Source organism: Streptosporangium sp. NPDC000509 (assembly GCF_042898365.1).
In the GTDB taxonomy this organism is placed as follows: Bacteria; Actinomycetota; Actinomycetes; order Streptosporangiales; family Streptosporangiaceae; genus Streptosporangium.
Map to the genome: position 1 here is coordinate 449,517 of NZ_JBIAYX010000001.1, position 18,438 is coordinate 467,954.

Genomic DNA, 18,438 nt, shown 5'->3' on the forward strand with positions numbered 1-18,438 from the left:
CCTCAGCCGCTCCGCAAACGCTTCGCGTGCTCCTGAAGCGACCGTACGCCGATGTCGCCACGGACGATCGCCTGGATGCCCTGTACGGCCGCGGCGAGCCCCTGGACGGTGGTGATGCAGGGGATGGCGCGCAGCACCGCGGCGGTGCGGATCTCGTAACCGTCCAGACGCGGCCCCGCCTGGCCGGGACTGCCGAAGGGGGTGTTGACGATGAGGTCCACCTCCCCGTCCAGGATGCGCCGGACGATCGTCTGCTCGCCTTCGGGGCCCGTCCCCTCGCTGTGCTTGCGCACGATCTTGGCATGGACGCCGTTGCGGCGCAGCACTTCGGCGGTGCCCTCGGTGGCGAGGATCTCGAAGCCGAGGTCGGCGAGCGCCTTGACCGGGAAGATCATGGCGCGTTTGTCGCGGTTGGCCACCGAGACGAACGCCCGTCCCTTGGTGGGCAGCGAGCCGTACGCGGCGGCCTGCGACTTGGCGTAGGCGGTGCCGAAGAACTCGTCGATGCCCATCACCTCGCCGGTGGAGCGCATCTCGGGGCTGAGCACGATGTCCACGCCGCGGAAGCGGTTGAACGGCAGCACGGCCTCCTTGACCGCGATGGGCGCGTCCAGCGGCATGGTGCCGCCGTCGCCGGTCGGGGGCAGCAGACCCTCTGCGCGCAGCTCCGCCACCGTGGCGCCCATCATCACCCTGGCCGCCGCCTTGGCCAGCGGCACCGCCGTGGCCTTGGAGACGAACGGGACGGTGCGGCTCGCGCGGGGGTTCGCCTCCAGCACGTACAGGATGTTGGCGGACATGGCGTACTGCACGTTGAGCAGGCCGCGCACGCCCACTCCCCGGGCGATCGCCTCGGTGGCGGCGCGGATGCGCTTGATGTCGTAGCCGCCCAGCGTCATCGGCGGCAGCGAGCACGCCGAGTCGCCGGAGTGGATGCCCGCCTCCTCGATGTGTTCCATCACACCGCCGAGGTAGAGCTCCTCGCCGTCGAACAGGGCGTCGACGTCGATCTCCACGGCCTCGTCGAGGAACTTGTCCACCAGCACCGGATGGTCGCTCGCCGCTCCGGCCTTGGCCATGTAGGAGGTCAGGGTGTCGTCGTCGTAGACGATGGCCATACCGGCGCCGCCCAGCACGTAGGAGGGCCGCACCAGCACCGGGTAGCCGATCTCCGCGGCGATGGCCAGCGCCTCCTCCTCCGTCACCGCGACGCCGTGCTTGGGCGCGGGCAGCCCCGCCTCGGCCAGCACCCTGCCGAACGCGCCGCGCTCCTCGGCGAGGTGGATCGACTCGGGCGAGGTGCCGACGATCGGGACCCCGGCGTCCTTGAGCGCCTGGGCCAGGCCGAGCGGGGTCTGGCCGCCGAGTTGGACGATGACGCCCACCACCGGACCGGTCTGCTGCTCGGCGTGGACGACCTCCAGGACGTCCTCCAGGGTGAGCGGCTCGAAGTAGAGGCGGTCGGAGGTGTCGTAGTCGGTGGAGACCGTCTCGGGGTTGCAGTTGACCATGACGGTCTCGTACCCGGCCGACGACAGCTCGAAGGAGGCGTGCACGCACGCGTAGTCGAACTCGATGCCCTGGCCGATCCTGTTGGGTCCAGAGCCGAGGATGAGGACCTTGGGACGCTCCCCGTAGGGGACCTCGGTCTCCTCGTCGTAGGTGGAGTACAGGTAGGGGGTCTGGGCGGCGAACTCGGCGGCGCAGGTGTCGACGGTGTTGTAGACCGGGCGGACGCCGAGCGCGTGGCGCAGGTCGCGCACCCGCGGCTCGGTCATGTCGCACAGCTCGGCGATCTGCACGTCGCTGAACCCGTACCGCTTGGCCCCGGTCAGCACCTCGGCGGTGAGCTGTGGCGCCTCGCGCAACTCGGCGGCCATCGCGTCGATCGCGAAGAGCTGGTCCAGGAACCAGGGGTCGACGGAGGTCGCCTCCGACAGCTCCTCGATCGTGGCCCCGGCGCGGATGGCCTGCTGCATGGTGAACAGGCGCCCGTCGTGCGGGACGCGGCAGGCGGCCAGGAGCTCGTCCTTGGGGCCGGGCTCCCCCGCCCAGGTGAAGGAGGCGCCCTTCTTCTCCAGCGAGCGCAGCGCCTTCTGCAGGGCCTCGGGGAAGGACCTGCCGATCGCCATCGCCTCGCCCACCGACTTCATGTGGGTGGTGAGGGTCCGGTCTGCGCCGGTGAACTTCTCGAACGCGAACCTCGGCACCTTGACCACGACGTAGTCGAGCGAGGGCTCGAACGACGCGGGGGTCTCCTTCGTGATGTCGTTGGGGATCTCGTCCAGGGTGTAGCCGATGGCGAGCTTGGCGGCGATCTTCGCGATCGGGAAGCCGGTGGCCTTGGACGCGAGCGCCGAGGAGCGCGAGACGCGGGGGTTCATCTCGATGACGACCATGCGGCCGGTGCGCGGGTCGACGGCGAACTGGATGTTGCAGCCGCCGGTGTCGACGCCGACCTCGCGGATGACCGCGATGGCCACGTCGCGCATGTTCTGGTACTCGCGGTCGGTCAGCGTGAGCGCGGGGGCGACGGTGACGCTGTCGCCGGTGTGCACGCCCATCGGGTCGATGTTCTCGATCGAGCAGACGATCACCACGTTGTCGGCCCGGTCGCGCATGACCTCCAGCTCGTACTCCTTCCAGCCGAGGATGGACTCCTCAAGCAGCACCTCGGTGGTCGGCGAGGCGTCGAGGCCCGCCCCGGCGATGCGGCGCAGCTCCTCCTCGTCGTGGGCGAAGCCGGAACCCACCCCGCCCATGGTGAAGGAGGGCCGCACCACCAGCGGGTAGCCCAGCTCGTGCGCGGCGGCCAGGCACTCGTTCATGGTGTGGCAGACGAACGAGCGCGCCGACTCGGCGTTGAGGCCGCGCTCGGCGGCGACCTTGGCCACGATGCCCTTGAAGAGCTCGCGGTTCTCGCCCGCCTGGATGGCGTCGACGTCGGCCCCGATCAGCTCGACGTCGTAGCGGTCCAGGATCCCGGCCTCGTACAGGGAGATCGCGGCGTTCAGCGCGGTCTGCCCGCCCAGGGTGGGCAGCAGCGCGTCGGGCCGCTCCTTCGCGATGATCTTCTCGACGATGTCGGGGGTGATGGGCTCGACGTAGGTGGCGTCGGCGAACTCGGGGTCGGTCATGATCGTCGCCGGGTTGCTGTTGACGAGGATCACGCGGAAGCCCTCGGCGCGCAGCACTCGGCAGGCCTGGGTGCCCGAATAGTCGAACTCGCAGGCCTGGCCGATCACGATCGGCCCTGAGCCGATCACCATGATCGACTGGATGTCCGTACGCTTAGGCACCCTTGCTTCCCTCCGTACTCATGGTCGCGCTCGGCTCCTCGCCGGCTCCGCGGACGCCTCGTCCCTCGCCGGCCACTCCGCCCGCTCGTCCCCTCGACCGCTCCGCACTCATGGTCGCGCTCGGCTCCTCGCCGGCCGTTCGCCGCCCGCCCGCCATCAACGCGCAGAAGTCGTCGAACAGGCCGGCCGAGTCGTGCGGGCCCGCCGCCGCCTCGGGGTGGTACTGGACGCTGAACGCCCGGCGGTCGAGCAGCCGCAGCCCCTCGACGCAGTCGTCGTTGAGGTTGACGTGGCTGACCTCCGCCGGCCCGTACGGCGTGTCGAACACGCCCTCCAGCGGTGCGCGTACCGCGAAGCCGTGGTTGTGCGCGGAGATCTCCACCTTGCCGGTGCCCCGGTGCTGCACCGGCTGGTTGACGCCCCGGTGGCCGTAGCGCAGCTTGTAGGTGCCCAGCCCGAGCGCCCGCCCGAAGAGCTGGTTGCCGAAGCAGATGCCGAAGAACGGCACGCCCGCGTCGAGGACGCCGCGAAGCGCCTCGACCTGGCCGTCGGCGGTGGCGGGGTCGCCGGGACCGTTGGAGAAGAACACCCCGTCGGGACCGATCGCGAGGATCTCCTCGGCGGTGACGGAGGCGGGCAGCACGTGCACCTCGCAGCCGCGCTCGGCCATCCGGTGCGGCGTCATCGCCTTGATGCCGAGATCGACGGCGGCCACGGTGAACCGCTTGGGACCGATCGCGGGCACGACGTACGGCTTCGGGGTGGAGACCTCGCCCGCCAGGTCGGCGCCCTCCATCGCGGGGCTGCCCAGCACCCGCTCCAGCAGCTCCTCGACGGGCGCCAGGGCCTTGCCGGAGAAGACCCCGGCCCGCATCGCCCCCCGCTCCCGCAGGTGGCGGGTGAGGGCGCGGGTGCCGGTGATGGCGATGCCGACGACGCCCTGCTCCTTGAGGTAGTCGTCCAGGGAACGGTTGGAGCGCCAGTTGGAGGCCACCCGGGCGGGCTCGCGGACCACGTATCCGGCCACCCACACCCTCGACGACTCCGGGTCCTCGTCGTTGACCCCGGTGTTCCCGATGTGGGGCGCGGTCATCGCGACGATCTGGCGGTGGTACGACGGGTCGGTCAGCGTCTCCTGGTAGCCGGTCATCCCCGTGTTGAAGACCATCTCGCCGAAGGTCTCGCCCTCGGCGCCGTAGGGGGTCCCGTGGAAGACGCGCCCGTCTTCCAGGACTAGCACTGCGGTCACTCACACACCCCGATCATCTCGGTTACAGCTCCGCGAAGTATGAAATATCCGGCACGCTGGGTCGCCGCCCCGCCGCCGGAAGGGACACCCTCGTGTCCTCGGGAGGAACCCCCACGCCTCGGCGAGGGAGAGGAGAAGCCGTCGGGGGCGGCGCCCGCGACGGTCCGGGCTCGGCGGACGAGGCCCCTCACGTGAGCTTTCCGTCCAGGACGGTCGGCCTGCCGCGCAGGAGGGTCGCCACGACACGGCCCGGCAGGGTGAGGCCCTCGTAGGGCGTGTTACGACTTTTTGAAGCGTAGCCCCCGGGGTCGACCGCGGCGCGCACCGACGGGTCGTAGAGGGTGATGTTGGCCGGGGCCCCGACCTCGATCGGCCGCCCCTGGCCCTGGAGCCTGCCGATCCTGGCGGGGGCGACGGACATGCGCTCGGCGACACCCGCCCAGTCGAGCAGCCCCGTGTCCACCATCGCCTCCTGAACCACCGCCAGCGCCGTCTCCAGGCCGATCATGCCCATCGCCGCGGCGGCCCACTCGGTCTCCTTGTCCTCGACCGGGTGCGGGGCGTGGTCGGTGGCCACGCAGTCGATCGTGCCGTCGGCCAGGGCCTCGCGCAGCGCCTCGACGTCCTCGCGCGTGCGCAGCGGCGGGTTCACCTTGTAGATCGGGTTGTAGGAGCCGACCGGGGAGTCCTCGACGAGGTCGTCGGTGAGCAGCAGGTGGTGCGGGGTCACCTCGGCGGTGACGTCCCAGCCCTTGGACTTGGCCCAGCGGATGATCTCCACGGAACCGGCCGTGGAGACGTGGCAGATGTGCAGGCGCGAGCCGACATGGGCGGCGAGCAGGCAGTCGCGGGCGATGATCGCCTCCTCGGCGACCGCGGGCCACCCGGTGAGGCCGAGCCGCCCCGAGACCGCGCCCTCGTTCATCTGCGCGCCCGCGGTCAGACGCGGCTCCTGGGCGTGCTGGGCGACGACGCCGTCGAACGCCTTGACGTACTCCAGGGCGCGGCGCATGAGCACCGCGTCGGAGACGCACTTGCCGTCGTCGGAGAAGACCCTGACCCGCGCGGTGGAGTCGGCCATCGCGCCGAGCTCGGCGAGGCGCTCGCCGCCCAGGCCGACGGTGACGGCGCCGACGGGGTGCACGTCGCAGTGGCCCGCCTCCTGGCCCAGGCGCCAGACCTGCTCGACGACGCCGGCCGTGTCGGCGACCGGCTCGGTGTTGGCCATGGCGTGTACGGCGGTGTAGCCGCCGAGGGCGGCTGCGCGGGTGCCGGTGTCGACGGTCTCCGCGTCCTCGCGGCCCGGCTCGCGCAGGTGGGTGTGCAGGTCGACCAGGCCGGGCAGGGCGATCAGCCCTTCCGCCTCCACGACCTCGCCGCCGGACAGTCCCCGGCCGATCTCCACCAGCAGGCCGTCGCGGACCAGGATGTCGACCGGCTCACCGCCGAGGATCCTGGCGCCCCTGATGACGATGCCGTCACGCGTGGCCCCGATGCGGTCGTTCATCAGATCTCTCCTCGGAGGTCGGCGCCGCCAAGCAGCAGGTACAGGACGGCCATGCGTGCGGTCACACCGTTGGCGACCTGCTCGACGATCGTCGAGCGCGGCGAGTCGGCCACCTCGGCCGCGATCTCCATGCCCCGGTTCATCGGGCCGGGGTGCATCACGATGGCGTGTTCGGGCATCTTGGCGACGCGGTCGCGGTCGAGCCCGTAGCGGCGGCTGTACTCCCGCTCGGTGGGGAAGAACGCCGCGTTCATGCGCTCGCGCTGCACGCGCAGCATCATCACCACGTCGGACTTGGGCAGCACCGCGTCGAGGTCGTAGGAGACCTCGCACGGCCAGGAGCCGACCTGGACCGGGAACAGGGTCGGCGGGGCGACCAGGGTCACCTCGGCGCCGAGCGTGGCCAGCAGCAGCACGTTGGAGCGGGCCACCCTGCTGTGCAGCACGTCGCCGACGATGGTGACCCTCCTGCCGTCCAGCGGGCCCAGGCGGCGGCGCATGGTGAAGGCGTCGAGCAGGGCCTGGGTGGGGTGCTCGTGGGTGCCGTCTCCGGCGTTGACGACGCTGCCGCGCACCCAGCCGGCCAGCCGGTGCGGCGCGCCCGAGGCGCCGTGGCGGATGACGACGGCGTCGGCGCCCATCGCCTCCAGGGTGAGCGCGGTGTCCTTGAGCGACTCGCCCTTGGAGACGCTGGAGCCCTTGGCGGAGAAGTTGATGACGTCGGCCGACAGTCGCTTGGCAGCGGCCTCGAAGGAGATCCTGGTCCGGGTGGAGTCCTCGAAGAAGAGGTTCACCACCGTGCGTCCCCGCAGGGTGGGGAGCTTCTTGATGGAACGTTCCGAGATCTTCGCCAGCTCGTCGGCGGTGTCCAGGATGAGCAGGGCGTCGTCGCGGGTCAGGTCGGCCGCGGAGATCAGGTGGCGTTTCATCGCTCGTCCCCCTTCAGCAGCAGGACCGCGTCGCTGCCGTCGTTCTCCTCCAGGTAGACCTTGACGATCTCGGACTTCGACGTCGGCAGGTTCTTGCCCACGTAGTCGGGGCGGATGGGCAGCTCGCGATGACCCCGGTCGACCAGGGCGGCGAGTTGCACGGCCTGCGGGCGGCCCAGGTCGTTGAGCGCGTCGAGTGCGGCGCGGACGGTGCGGCCCGAGTAGAGGACGTCGTCGACGAGGACGACCACCCTGCCGTCGATGCCGTCGGCGGGCAGCTCGGTGCGGCCGAGCGCGCGGGCGGGCCGCAGCCGGAGGTCGTCGCGGTACATCGTGACGTCGAGGGAGCCCACCGGGACCGAGCGGCCCTCGAACTGCTTGATGTGGGCGGCCAGCCGGCGGGCCAGGTGGACGCCGCGGGTGGGAATGCCCAGCAGGACGACGTTCTCACCGCCCTTGGTCCGCTCAAGGATCTCGTGGGAGATGCGGATGAGGGCCCGGTTGATGTCGGGCTGTTCAAGGACGGCGCGGGCGCCGCCCTGTGCGTGCGACAGCGCACGCGAAATGGCCTCTGCCAAGGAGGAACACCACCTTTCCCGCCTCACGGGACGGGTCTTAAAGGAAGTCAACGACCTCAAGGTACCAGCTCGGTGACGGTTCGCCCGAACAGGGGTCCGCTTCGCGAACAGCGCGGGTCCGGCTCGACAATCTTCTCAAAAGTGAATAAATATCACGATCTTCGCTGACTTCCCCTTGGTCTTCCGGGTATGCGCTTTACATCCGCACCAAGGCGAAGCATGACGGCCACCTCCCGGACGCGGCCGTCCCGGCGTGCCCGCCCCCGGCCACTCCCGTCAACCAGCCGCTAAGGAAGAGAAATGACCTTTCACGTCGACTCCGAGGTCGGCCGGCTCCACCAGGTCCTGCTGCACAGGCCGGAACTCGCCCTGAAACGGCTCACGCCGTCGAACAAGGACGACTTCCTCTTCGACGACGTGCTGTGGGTGCAGCGCGCCGTGGAGGAGCACGAGGAGTGGCAGAGGCTTCTGGTCGACCAGGGCGTCACCGTCCACATGCTCTCCGACCTGCTCCACGAGACGGTCGAGATCCCCGAGGCGCGCAAGCACATCCTGGACGGCATCGCCGACGAGCGTTACTTCGGCCCGATGGCCGTCGACGCCATCCGCAACGCGCTCGACTCGATGGACTCCGTCACGCTCAAGCGCTATCTCACCGGAGGCATCACCAAGCGCGAGCTGGTGGAGCTGGGCACCGACCCCAAGAGCCTCGCCTTCCACACGCTCAGGCCGGACGACTTCGTCCTGCCCCCGCTGCCCAATCACCTGTTCACCCGCGACACCTCCTGCTGGATCTACGACGGCGTCTCGATCAACGCGATGAAGAAGAAGGCACGCCGCCGCGAGACCCTCAACATGGAGGCGATCTACCGCTACCACCCGGCCTTCGCGTCCGGCTACGACCGTCCGGAGGAGGGCGGCTACAACGTCTGGATGCCGGGTACCCCCGCGGCTCCCGCCACCATCGAGGGCGGCGACGTGCTCGTCATCGGCCGGGGCGCGGTGCTGGTGGGGATCAGCGAGCGTACGCAGCCCCAGGCGGTCGAGATGCTCGCGCGAAGCCTGTTCGGGCGAGGTGCCGCGACGAGAATCGTCGCGCTGGACATGCCGAAGGCACGGGCCTTCATGCACCTGGACACGGTCATGACCAACGTGGACGTCGGCGTCTTCACCAAGTTCGCGGGACTGGGCATGCTGCCCTCCTACACGGTCGAACCCGGCGACAACGAGAAGGAACTCAAGATCACCGATCATCCCCCCGAGGACATGCACCGGGCCATCGCCCGGGCGATCGGGCTGGACGACATCAAGGTCCTCAGCGCGACGCAGGACGTGTACTCCTCCGAGCGGGAGCAGTGGGACGACGGCTGCAACGTGCTCGCCCTGCGTCCCGGCGTGGTGGTGGCCTACGAGCGCAACACCACCACCAACAACCACCTGCGCGAGAACGGGATCGAGGTCATCACGATCCGGGGCAGCGAGCTCGGCCGGGGCCGGGGCGGCCCGCGCTGCATGAGCTGCCCGCTCGAACGCGAGGGCATCTGACCCTCCCCCGCGGGAAGCCGGGACGGCGCTCGCGGGCCCGCGACCGGCACGCGGGCACGCCGCGGGCCGCCGTCTCCGGCGGACGGGACCGTCGCACCGGGTATTCCCCGGAGGGAGCGTCGTTCAAGATCATACGCCCGTCGCCGCCCGCCGCGACGCCGCTGCCGCAAGCCATCCAGAAGACGCGGGAATCAAGCGAAAGTACCGAAAAAATCGAAGTTTCTGTCATGTCGGGTAGGACAAGTGCGGCGTTTGACGCGGACCCCACCGGATCGGATTCGACATCTTTTTTCCAATCAGCTTGACCTTAGGCGCCCACAGCTTTACCGTCACTGTCCGTAACCACACCTCGTGGCGTTATCGGGTGAACCCTGACGCACCGGTCACCGAAGGTGCCAGCCTCAGGCACCAACCCAGTGAACGGGGCATAAGTTGCGAGGTAGCACAATCAAGTTGAGAGCACTACATAACAGAGCCGGGGGGCCACACCATGCCGTCTGAGTACGCCAAGTCACTGGGTGCAAGACTCCGTGCCATTCGCACCCAGCAGGGCCTGTCCCTGCACGGAGTCGAAGAGAAGTCCCGGGGACGCTGGAAGGCGGTCGTCGTGGGCTCCTACGAGCGTGGCGACCGTGCCGTCACCGTGCAGAAGCTTGCCGAACTGGCTGATTTCTACGGGGTGCCGGTCTCGGAGTTGCTGCCGGGGGGTTCGGCTCCGAGCCCTCTTGGCCCGACACCGAAGCTTGTGATCGACCTTGAGCGTCTCGCCCAGCTCCCCAAGGAGAAGGCGGGCGCGCTCGCCCGTTACGCGGCCACCATCCAGAGCCAGCGTGGCGACTACAACGGCAAGGTGCTGTCCATCCGCCAGGAGGATCTCCGCTCCCTCGCCGTGATCTATGACAAGTCCCCCAGTGAGCTCACCGAGGAGCTCATCGGCTGGGGTGTCCTGGACCCGGAGGCCCGCCGAGCCGTCGAAGCCTTCTGACGACCCCTGACCGGTCGTGGGTGCGCCGCAACCGGCGTACCCACCCCGCAGAGCTCCTCGTTCTCAGCAGAACCTGTCCTTAGTTCCGCCCCGGGCTACAGCCATTGTGGTAGGAAAAGGCAGACACGCATTTAGCGAGGTGTGGTGGACATGGCCAGGGGAGATGATCGGATCGATCACTCTCGATCGACCCCCAAGACCCGTCTCCGCACCGCCCCGGCGCAGCCGGGGTCGACCAGGAAGCGCGCCTTTCCGCGGCTGCTGACCTCGATCGGCACCACCCGGACCCAGAGCACCCTGAAACTCCTGCCGTTCGTCGTGATGGCCGTGGTGGCCGCGATCGACTTCGGCACCGGCCCCACGTCCGGCCTGCTGCCGCTGCTCGCCCTCGGCCCGGCCTTCGCCAGCGTGGCCTGCGACCTGACCCGCACCACGGTGGTCGGCGTCGTCGCCCTGGTGCTGTGCTTCGCGCTCGGCCTCTACAACGACATCCTCTCGTCCCGCATCAACATCACCCTCATCGCCATCCTCGGCGTCACCGTGGCCGGTGTGCTGGCCAGCGCCGGACGGCTGCGCCACGAACGCCAGCTCGCCGACGTGCGCTCGGTGGCCGAGGCCGCCCAGCGGGTGTTGCTGCGCCCGGTGCCCCGCCGCGCGGGACCGGGCATCGGCGTGGCCGTCTCGTACACCTCCGCCACGGCGGAGGCCAGGATCGGCGGCGACCTGTACGAGGTCGTCACCACCCCGCACGGGGTGCGGATCATCGTGGGAGACGTCCAGGGCAAGGGCCTGGAGGCCGTGGAGACGGCCGCGGTCGCGCTCGGGGCCTTCCGTGAGGCGGCCCACGACGAGAGGACGCTCCAGGGCGTCGTGGGCCGCCTGGAGAACGCCCTGACCCGCGAGCTGTCCGGCGAGCAGTTCGTGACCGCCGTGCTGGCCGAGATCAGCGGCGATTCCACCATCACCGTCATCAACTGCGGCCACCCGGCGCCCCTGGTGCTCGACGCCGACGGCGGGATCTGGTTCGCCGACCCCCCGGACGAGGCGCTCCCGCTGGGCATGAGCGCCCTCAAGGCCGTCGAGCCGCGGCCGCACCACATCCCCTTCGAGCCCGGCGACCAGGTCCTCTTCTACACCGACGGGGTCATCGAGGCACGCGACGACGCGGGCGAGTTCTATCCGCTGCTGGAGCGGGCGCACCTGCTGGAGGGCGACGACCCCCAGGGCTCGCTGGACGCCCTGCGCGCCGACCTGCTCGGCCACGTGGGCAGGCCGCTGAGCGACGACGCCGCGATGCTCCTGCTGCGCCAGCGCGCCGCCCGCCAGAACTCCACGGCGGCGTGAGAAAGAGCGCCGACAGGGCCCCGAGCGGGAACGGCTGCGCGAAACCGGCTTCACGGCGGCGTGAGAGAACACCGGCAACGGCTTCACGCCGGCGTGAGAGAACACCGGCAAGAGAAAAGCCTGGGAGAACAACGAGGCGCGAGGGGACGACGGCACGAGAACGTCCCCGTACGCCCTGCGCCCGCCGGCGGGACCGGCGGAGGCGAGACGTACGGGGACGGCGCCGATGAGCTCGGGCGGCCGCTCCCGGGTGGAGGGCCGCTCCCGCTCTAACCGGCTAGCGGGATCCGGCCCGGGAGCATGGGCTGGCTCGGGACACCGAGCAGCTTCTCCACGGCGCTGACGAACCGCTCAGCCTCGGAGATGAGCTCCTCGGCGTCTCGCGAGGAGACCGTGCGGGTCAGGCCCGCCTCGGCGGCGGCCCGCTTGGCCGCGCTCGTCTCGAAATAGGGTGCCCACTCGGCCAGGCGGGGCTCGGCCTCGGGCAGCAGCTCCCAGGCGCTGCGCAGCCTGCGCCTGCGCCCCTGCATCGGACGGGGACGGGCCGCCAGGACGGCGGCTGCCGCCCTGAGCGCGGCGAGGTGGGCCGCGACGTAACGCGCGGCGGAGGTCCGGGCGGCGGCGGCCTCTTCGAGGCAGTCGCGCGCGTCTGAGAGGTGTGCCCGCACCGTGGGGGACAGCCGGGGCCCACCGGAATCGCCGAGCCGAGGGGTCATAGCGCTTCAGCCTCCTTGGTCGCAAGCGGCTCCGGCGTTTTCGCCGGTGGTATCACATTCGCAGACCCCACCGACAAATCCGCCGGACGGCCGGACGAGGAGCTTCCCCTCTCCCCGTCCGCCCTGACCTGGTCCGATCGTCTCTGCCGACGATATGGACCCGATCGGCCGCTCTTGGAACACGAGCCGCGAGCCCCGTGTCATCACATCGAACATAAATTCGATCACTAATACTGTCAAGTAAAACGACGAACAAAGGTTCGATCTTCGGGTCCCTGGAGCACGCGAAAGGGCCCCGGGAGATCACCGTCTCCCGGGGCCCCTGCTCTCGACCGGCGTGGGCACGACCGGCGGCTCGCGTTCCGCCGGCTCGCCCCTACCGGACGAACCTGCCTCGGACGTGCACCGGCACCCCCGTACCGAGCAGCCCGGGAAGGACCTCCGCCACGTGCATCGGCAGTCGTACGCAACCGTGGGAGGCGGGCGCCAGCGGCACCGACAGCGCGCCGTGGAAGGCGATGCCCCCGTTGAAGAAGATCGGGTTGTAGAGCTGGCCCAGGTAGGACTTGTGCCAGCCGTCCCTGCGCCAGGTGGTCTTGTAGTCGCCGGTCGGCGTGCGCGCGTCGCCGCAGAACCGCTGGGTCCTGCCCTCCCAGGTGGCCGTCTCGCAGTAGGCGATCCCGCTGCCGGAGGAGGTGTGGCTGATCAGCTTCACCGTGCCGTTCACGTAGAGGACCATCACCTGCTTGGCGAGGTTGACCTCCACCCGGGTCGGCTTGCCGTTGGGGACGAGCACCTTCGGCGCCAGGGGAGCCTCCAGAGCGTCCCAGGTCCTGCGTGCCACGGTGCTGGTCGGCGAGATGCCGTTCACCTTCTGGAAGGCCCAGATCGCCGTCAGGGTCGCCCCGCCGTAGCGGCCGTCGATCCTGCCCGGGGCGTAGCCGAGCTCGGCCAGCCGGGTCTGGAGCACCTTCACCGCGGCGCCCTTCGCACCGAGCTTGAGCGTTTTGCCGGGCGCGACGAACGAGGACACGCCCGTCACCCCCGCCGTGACGGCCGGGGAACCCGACGTCCCCGCCGCCGCGGCGCCGGCGGGAAGGGCGACGCCCACGAAAGACACGGAAGAGAGGAGCACGGCCCCCGCCGTCATCAGCGCGGCCACTCCCGGCCGCAGTCCAACCCCCACTTTCGATCAACTCCTCATATCACTATGGATCGGGTCAAGGGACCATAGCGCACGGTTTCCCTGTGCAGACAGCCGGTCATGAAACGGCAATCAACGGTCAATCTGTTTAGAGTGGCCGCGTGCCAGAAAAGTTGCATCCGAACATCGAGAAAGTCGCCGCCGTCCTGCGCGAGCACGGCGTCCCCGGCGAGATCGTCATCTTCGCGGAGGCCACCCCCACCGCCGCCACCGCGGCCGCGCAGCTGGGCTGCGAGGTCGGCGCCATCGCCAACAGCCTGATATTCGACGCCGACGGTGAGCCGCTCCTGGTGCTGACCAGCGGCGCCCACCGCGTCGACACCGACCTGATCGCCAGGACGGCCGGAGCGGCGAAGGTGAAGCGCGCCGCCCCCGCCTTCGTGCGGGCGGCCACCGGCCAGGTCATCGGCGGCGTCGCCCCGATCGGCCACCCCGCCCCGGTCAGAACCCTGGTCGACACCTGGCTGGCCAAGCACGAGGTCGTCTGGGCCGCGGCCGGCCACCCGCACACCGTCTTCCCGACCTCCTTCGACGAGCTCGTCCGCATCACCGGCGGGGTGCCCGTCGAGGTCGAATAACGGCTTCGCGCGGCTTTTGAACTCGGTGCCCACGGGCTCCGTGCCCACCCCGGGCCTGCGCGCCCGCGACCCGGCGGGCTCGTACGCGCGACACGACCGGTCCCACACCGAACGGACCGCGGGCGAGCACGCCGGCGCTTCGTGCGCACGACGCTCGCGACCGTGCCCGGAGCCGCACGGCTCCGGGCGCGGTCGCGAGAAGCCGGTCAGGCCCTTCGTGACCGGGTCGGCAGGCGGGTGGGAAAGGCCGGGAAACTCCCTGGTGAGCGCCGGACGACCCTCCCTCGCCACACGGTGACCCGTGCCACGGCCACCCTGCTAGGGTGCGACGCGTGATCGGACTGCGACGGATCGGCCCCGACGAGTTCACGCTCCGGCTGGACGCGGTCCTCGGCGTCTACACCGAGGCGATGAACCCTCCGGCCGACCAGATCGCCGGCCGCAGGCTCATCATGGGAAACCACGCCACTCATCCCGCCTTCACCTGCCTGTTCGCCGAGCTCCCCGACGGCACTCCTGTGGGCATCGCCTACGGCTTCCACGGGGTTCCCGGGCAGTGGTGGCACGACGTGGTCAGGCGAGCCCTCGCGGACGAGTACGGAGAGGGCGGCGCCCGCGGCTGGCTGGGCGACGCGCTGGAGCTCGCCGAGATCCACGTCCACCCCGACTACCAGGGCAAGGGCATCGGCCGGGCGATGATCACGGGGATGTGCGCGGGCCGCCTGGAGCGCACCGCCGTGCTGTCGACCCGCGACCGGCCCACCGCGGCACGCCACCTCTATCGCAGTATCGGCTTCGTGGACCTGCTCACGCAGTTCGTCTTCCCCGGTGGGCACGAGCGCTACGCGATCCTCGGGACTCCCCTGCCGCTGGGCGGCTGAGCCGTCCCGAAGGATCCGCGGTCTCAGGTCGGCAGCGGGGCGATCTCCGGCGTGTGGTCGAGCGCCTGGAAGACCTCCCGGGTCGCGCTTGAGCGGTTGAAGGTGATGAAGTGGATGCCCGGCGCGCCCTCGTCGAGCAGGGTCTGGCAGAGCTCGGCGGCGTGTTCGATGCCGAGGCTGCGCACCGCGGCCGGGTCGTCGGCGACGGCCGCGAACCTCTCGGCCACCTCCGGCGGGAACGGCGCGCCGGAGAGCTGCTCGGACCTGGCGATGGTGCTCATCTGCGTGACGGGCATGATGCCGGGGATGATCGGCGTGTCACAGCCGGCGGCGGCCACCCGGTCACGCAACCGCAGGTAGTCCTCGGCACGAAAGAACATCTGGGTGATCGCGTAGTCGGCGCCCGCACGGCACTTGCGCACGAAGTAGTCGGTGTCGGACTCGATCGAGGCCGACCTGGGGTGCTTGTACGGGAAGGCGGCCACGCCCACGCAGAAGTCGCCGGACTGCCGGATGAGCCGGACCAGCTCCTCGGCGTACAGGACGCCCTCGGGGTGGCGCACCCACTCGCCCGTCACGTCGCCGGGCGGGTCGCCCCGCACGGCGAGGATGTTGCGCACGCCCGCTCCCGCGAAGCGGCCGATCAGATGGCGCAGCTCGCGGACGGAGTGGTTGACGGCGGTGAAGTGGGCGACCGGGGTGAGCGTGGTCTCGTGGGCGATCCGCTCGACGATGTCGACCGTGCGGTCTCGGGTGCTGCCGCCGGCGCCGTAGGTGACGGACACGAAGGTGGGGTGCAGCGACTCCAGCTCACGGACGGCGCGCCAGAGCTGACGCTCCCCCTCGTCGGTCTTCGGGGGGGAGAACTCGAAGGAGAACGAGCGGGCACCGGCAGCGAGGAGTTCGCGGACGGTGGCGACACGATCAGGAAGGACAGACGCGCGACCCAGAGCCATGGGGTCAAGGATACTTGCCCGGCCGCTCGGCCGTCCGATCAGATCATCTTCGCCGGGCGTGGCGCGAACTTGTCACAATTAGCACGTAAACCACCACCCCTCTAGATCGAAATGTCCCCTTGGACCGTTAATCTCATTACCTGACCTCCTCACGCCGTCAAAGCCGGGGGATTCCAATTTTCATAGATTGGGTTCCCTGCCTCATCCTCAGTCGCAAGGAACCCGGAGGTGTCGTGCCCCACACCGGCTCCACAGGCGTTCCACCTCTCCGCCGGACCGGTGGAGAGGATCTTGTCCATCATGCGTACGGTGGTCGGGGTGTCATCACCGCCGGTCACGACGCCGGGATGCACGGCGCCGTACCGCGTTTTCCCCCCAGAGCTGAAGCCCAGGGTCTCCACACTGGAGGTATTCGATGATCACTTCTGTAGCCGCGTTGGACATGATCCGGTCCGAGGTGGATCGTTCTCTTCGGCGATTCGTCGAACAACAGCGCCCACAGGTCAGCGCTCCCGAGCTGGCGCCGCTCATCTCTGCGGCCGAGGATTTCCTCGCGGGTGGCAAGCGGCTGCGCCCCGCCTTCTGCTACTGGGGCTGGCACGGTGCGGGCGGGGGCGAGGAGCCCGCCATCTTCTCCGCCGCGGCCTCGCTTGAGCTGCTCCAGGCCAGCGCTCTGGTGCACGACGACGTGATGGACGCCAGCGATCTGCGCCGGGGCATGCCCTCGGCGCACCGCAGGTTCGAGGACCTGCACAGGAAGGCCCGCTGGCACGGTTCGGCCGAGCAGTTCGGCGAGGGGGCCGCCATCCTGCTGGGCAACCTGATGCTCATCTGGTCCGGTGAGATGTGGCGCAACAGCGGCCTGCCGGCCGCCTCCCTGGCGGCGGCGCAGAAGGTCCACGACGACATGCGCACCGAGCTGATGTGCGGTCAGTACTTCGACCTGCTGGAGCAGGCGCACGGCGAGGGCACCTTCGAAAGCGCGCTGCGGGTCGCCCTCTTCAAGAGCGGCAAGTATTCCGTGGAGCAGCCGCTCAGGCTCGGCCTGGTGCTGGCGGCCCGGGGCAGGGAGCCCTGGATCGACCGGCTCTGCGAGGAGTACGGGCAGTCGGTGGGCATCGCCTTCCAGCTGCGCGACGACATCCTCGGCGTGTTCGGCGACCCGGACGAGACCGGCAAACCGGCCGGCGACGATCTTCGCGAGGGCAAGCGGACGATGCTCATCGCCCGCACGCTCGCCGTGGCCTCGGAGTCCCAGGCCCAGGTGGTGCGCACCACGCTCGGCGACCCGGGCCTGGACGAGACGGGGATCGACCGGCTGCGCCAGATCATCGAGGAGACGGGGGCTCTCGTGGCGTGCGAGGACCTGATCAAGGGGTATCTGGAGAACGCCCTCGGTTCGCTGGAGGGCGCACCGATCCTCCCCGAGGCCCGCGTGGCCCTGGCCGACCTCGCGGTGGCCGCCACCTCCCGGCGGACCTGACCGTACCCGGCACATGACGGAGCGGCACATGGCGGAACGGCTCGCGGCGTGGTCGCCCACGACGGAGCGGCTCCCGGCAGAGCCGGCTCCCGGCGGGCGGCGAACAGGACCGGGCCGACGATCAAGGCGATCCGCCCGCCCGTGGGCACGGGCCCGCCGGGCGGCGAGTCACGGGAGCGGCGGAAACCTCAGGCGGGGGCGTCCAGCCTCCGCCTGAACTCCGCCGCCGCCGCCTTGGGGTCGTCGGCCTCGGTGATCGCCCGGACGACCACGACCCTGCGCACGCCGTACGACATGACCTCCTCCAGGTTGGCGAGGTCGATGCCGCCGATGCCGAACCATGGCCGGTCGGTCTCCAGGGCCGCGGCGTGCCTGAGCAGACCGGGGCCCGGGGCGGATCTTCCCGGTTTGGTAGGGGTCGGCCAGATCGGGCCGCAGCAGAAGTAGTCGACTCCGGGCTCGACGGCCGCGGCGGACGCCTCCTCGGGGGCGTGAGTGGAACGCCCGATGAGGATGTCGTCGCCGAGCATGTCGCGCGCGACCCGCACCGGCAGATCATCCTGGCCGAGGTGGAGCACGTCGGGACGGATCGCGTACGCGATGTCGGCCCTGTCGTTCACCGCCAGGAGGGCGCCGTGCCGGTCGCAGGCCTCGCGGAAGACGGCGAGGAGGTCGAGCTCCTCGCGCGCCTCAAGGCCCTTCTCGCGCAGCTGCACGATGTCGACCCCGCCCGCGAGGGCGGCGTCGAGGAAGTCCGCGAGGTCTCCCCGGTCTCGGCGCCCGTCCGTGCAGAGATACAGGCGGGCGTCAGAAACCGAGGGCTTGGGCACGTCTCTTCACCTCGGTGTGGCGGCCCGCCACGATCGCGTCCACCGGTGAGCCCGGCAGCGTGTCGTCGGGAGTGAAAAGCCAGCGAAGGGATTCGACGTCGTCGTATCCGGCGTCCAGGAGCACCGTGAGGGTCCCGGGAAGGCCCTTGATCACTTCTCCGTCGACGAGGAACACGGCGGGGACCTGTGGCTCTCCACCGCCCCTGCGCACTCCGATGAGCTTACGGTCCTTGAGAAGTTGCTTGGCGCGACCGGCGCTCAGGTTGAGCCTTCTGGCCACCTCGGTCAGGGTGAGCCACTCGCCCACCAGCTGGTCGGTTTCCCGGTCGATCTGCGCAACAGAAAGCGTCACGA

Annotated in this window: 16 protein-coding genes; 6 read left to right on the plus strand and 10 right to left on the minus strand. The window is 70.1% G+C overall.

Going from position 1 to position 18,438, the window contains the following annotated elements; all coding sequences use genetic code 11:
- Nucleotides 1-2: 2 nt before the first annotated feature.
- The 5 genes from carB to pyrR all read right to left on the minus strand — a co-directional run bounded on the left by carB (nt 3) and on the right by pyrR (nt 7,562).
- The gene (gene carB / locus ACFY3D_RS01715) at nt 3-3,299 is read right to left on the minus strand and encodes a carbamoyl-phosphate synthase large subunit (protein WP_389973549.1); all 3,297 of its coding nucleotides are present in this window, start codon (nt 3,297-3,299) and stop codon (nt 3-5) included.
- On the minus strand, nt 3,292-4,548 hold the full coding sequence (gene carA / locus ACFY3D_RS01720; RefSeq protein WP_389973552.1) for a glutamine-hydrolyzing carbamoyl-phosphate synthase small subunit: 1,257 nt from the start codon (nt 4,546-4,548) through the stop codon (nt 3,292-3,294). The genes carB and carA overlap by 8 nt, the downstream gene beginning before the upstream one ends.
- A 187-nt stretch (nt 4,549-4,735) precedes the next feature.
- Nucleotides 4,736-6,055, minus strand: a complete 1,320-nt coding sequence (locus ACFY3D_RS01725; protein WP_389769031.1) for a dihydroorotase — start codon at nt 6,053-6,055, stop codon at nt 4,736-4,738.
- Nucleotides 6,055-6,984, minus strand: a complete 930-nt coding sequence (locus tag ACFY3D_RS01730) for an aspartate carbamoyltransferase catalytic subunit (protein ID WP_350948037.1) — start codon at nt 6,982-6,984, stop codon at nt 6,055-6,057. The genes ACFY3D_RS01725 and ACFY3D_RS01730 overlap by 1 nt, the downstream gene beginning before the upstream one ends.
- Nucleotides 6,981-7,562 (minus strand): bifunctional pyr operon transcriptional regulator/uracil phosphoribosyltransferase PyrR, encoded by a 582-nt coding sequence (gene pyrR / locus ACFY3D_RS01735; protein ID WP_362895569.1) that lies wholly within the window; start codon nt 7,560-7,562, stop codon nt 6,981-6,983. Before pyrR ends, ACFY3D_RS01730 begins: the two co-directional genes overlap by 4 nt.
- Before the next feature lie 300 nt (nt 7,563-7,862).
- On the opposite strand from pyrR, the gene ACFY3D_RS01740 reads away from it, so the two are divergent.
- The 3 genes from ACFY3D_RS01740 to ACFY3D_RS01750 all read left to right on the plus strand — a co-directional run bounded on the left by ACFY3D_RS01740 (nt 7,863) and on the right by ACFY3D_RS01750 (nt 11,436).
- Nucleotides 7,863-9,107 carry an arginine deiminase gene (locus ACFY3D_RS01740; protein WP_389973555.1) on the plus strand — a complete coding sequence of 415 codons (1,245 nt, stop codon included), beginning with the start codon at nt 7,863-7,865 and terminating at the stop codon, nt 9,105-9,107.
- Between the two features lie 490 nt (nt 9,108-9,597).
- Complete coding sequence (locus tag ACFY3D_RS01745; protein WP_350948034.1) at nt 9,598-10,092, plus strand: transcriptional regulator; 495 nt, start codon at nt 9,598-9,600, stop codon at nt 10,090-10,092.
- A gap of 150 nt (nt 10,093-10,242) precedes the next feature.
- A complete protein-coding gene (locus ACFY3D_RS01750) occupies nt 10,243-11,436 on the plus strand; it encodes a PP2C family protein-serine/threonine phosphatase (protein ID WP_389973558.1) in 1,194 nt (397 codons plus the stop codon).
- A 269-nt stretch (nt 11,437-11,705) separates the two neighbouring features.
- Here the strand turns inward: ACFY3D_RS01750 and ACFY3D_RS01755 are convergent, their stop codons facing one another.
- Together ACFY3D_RS01755 and ACFY3D_RS01760 are read right to left on the minus strand one after the other, a co-directional pair.
- Nucleotides 11,706-12,152 (minus strand): SAV_6107 family HEPN domain-containing protein, encoded by a 447-nt coding sequence (locus ACFY3D_RS01755; RefSeq protein ID WP_389973561.1) that lies wholly within the window; start codon nt 12,150-12,152, stop codon nt 11,706-11,708.
- Between the two features lie 376 nt (nt 12,153-12,528).
- Nucleotides 12,529-13,338, minus strand: coding sequence for a L,D-transpeptidase family protein (locus tag ACFY3D_RS01760; protein ID WP_350948031.1), 810 nt, complete (start codon nt 13,336-13,338; stop codon nt 12,529-12,531).
- Nucleotides 13,339-13,457: 119 nt separating this feature from the next.
- On the opposite strand from ACFY3D_RS01760, the gene ACFY3D_RS01765 reads away from it, so the two are divergent.
- Both ACFY3D_RS01765 and ACFY3D_RS01770 read left to right on the plus strand, forming a co-directional pair.
- Nucleotides 13,458-13,934 (plus strand): YbaK/EbsC family protein, encoded by a 477-nt coding sequence (locus tag ACFY3D_RS01765; protein ID WP_350948030.1) that lies wholly within the window; start codon nt 13,458-13,460, stop codon nt 13,932-13,934.
- Between the two features lie 332 nt (nt 13,935-14,266).
- Nucleotides 14,267-14,815, plus strand: a complete 549-nt coding sequence (locus ACFY3D_RS01770) for a GNAT family N-acetyltransferase (RefSeq protein WP_389973564.1) — start codon at nt 14,267-14,269, stop codon at nt 14,813-14,815.
- A 23-nt stretch (nt 14,816-14,838) separates the two neighbouring features.
- On the opposite strand, the gene metF is transcribed toward ACFY3D_RS01770, so the two are convergent.
- The gene (gene metF, locus ACFY3D_RS01775) at nt 14,839-15,771 is read right to left on the minus strand and encodes a methylenetetrahydrofolate reductase [NAD(P)H] (RefSeq protein ID WP_350948028.1); all 933 of its coding nucleotides are present in this window, start codon (nt 15,769-15,771) and stop codon (nt 14,839-14,841) included.
- A 415-nt stretch (nt 15,772-16,186) separates the two neighbouring features.
- Here metF and ACFY3D_RS01780 point away from each other — a divergent pair, with 415 nt between their 5' ends.
- On the plus strand, nt 16,187-17,254 hold the full coding sequence (locus tag ACFY3D_RS01780) for a polyprenyl synthetase family protein (protein ID WP_389973567.1): 1,068 nt from the start codon (nt 16,187-16,189) through the stop codon (nt 17,252-17,254).
- 188 nt (nt 17,255-17,442) lie between these two features.
- Here the strand turns inward: ACFY3D_RS01780 and thiE are convergent, their stop codons facing one another.
- Nucleotides 17,443-18,084 (minus strand): thiamine phosphate synthase, encoded by a 642-nt coding sequence (gene thiE, locus ACFY3D_RS01785; RefSeq protein ID WP_350948026.1) that lies wholly within the window; start codon nt 18,082-18,084, stop codon nt 17,443-17,445.
- Entirely contained in the window at nt 18,062-18,436 is a 375-nt protein-coding gene (locus ACFY3D_RS01790) for an Rv2175c family DNA-binding protein (RefSeq protein ID WP_350948025.1), read from the minus strand. Before ACFY3D_RS01790 ends, thiE begins: the two co-directional genes overlap by 23 nt.
- Nucleotides 18,437-18,438 lie beyond the last annotated feature (2 nt).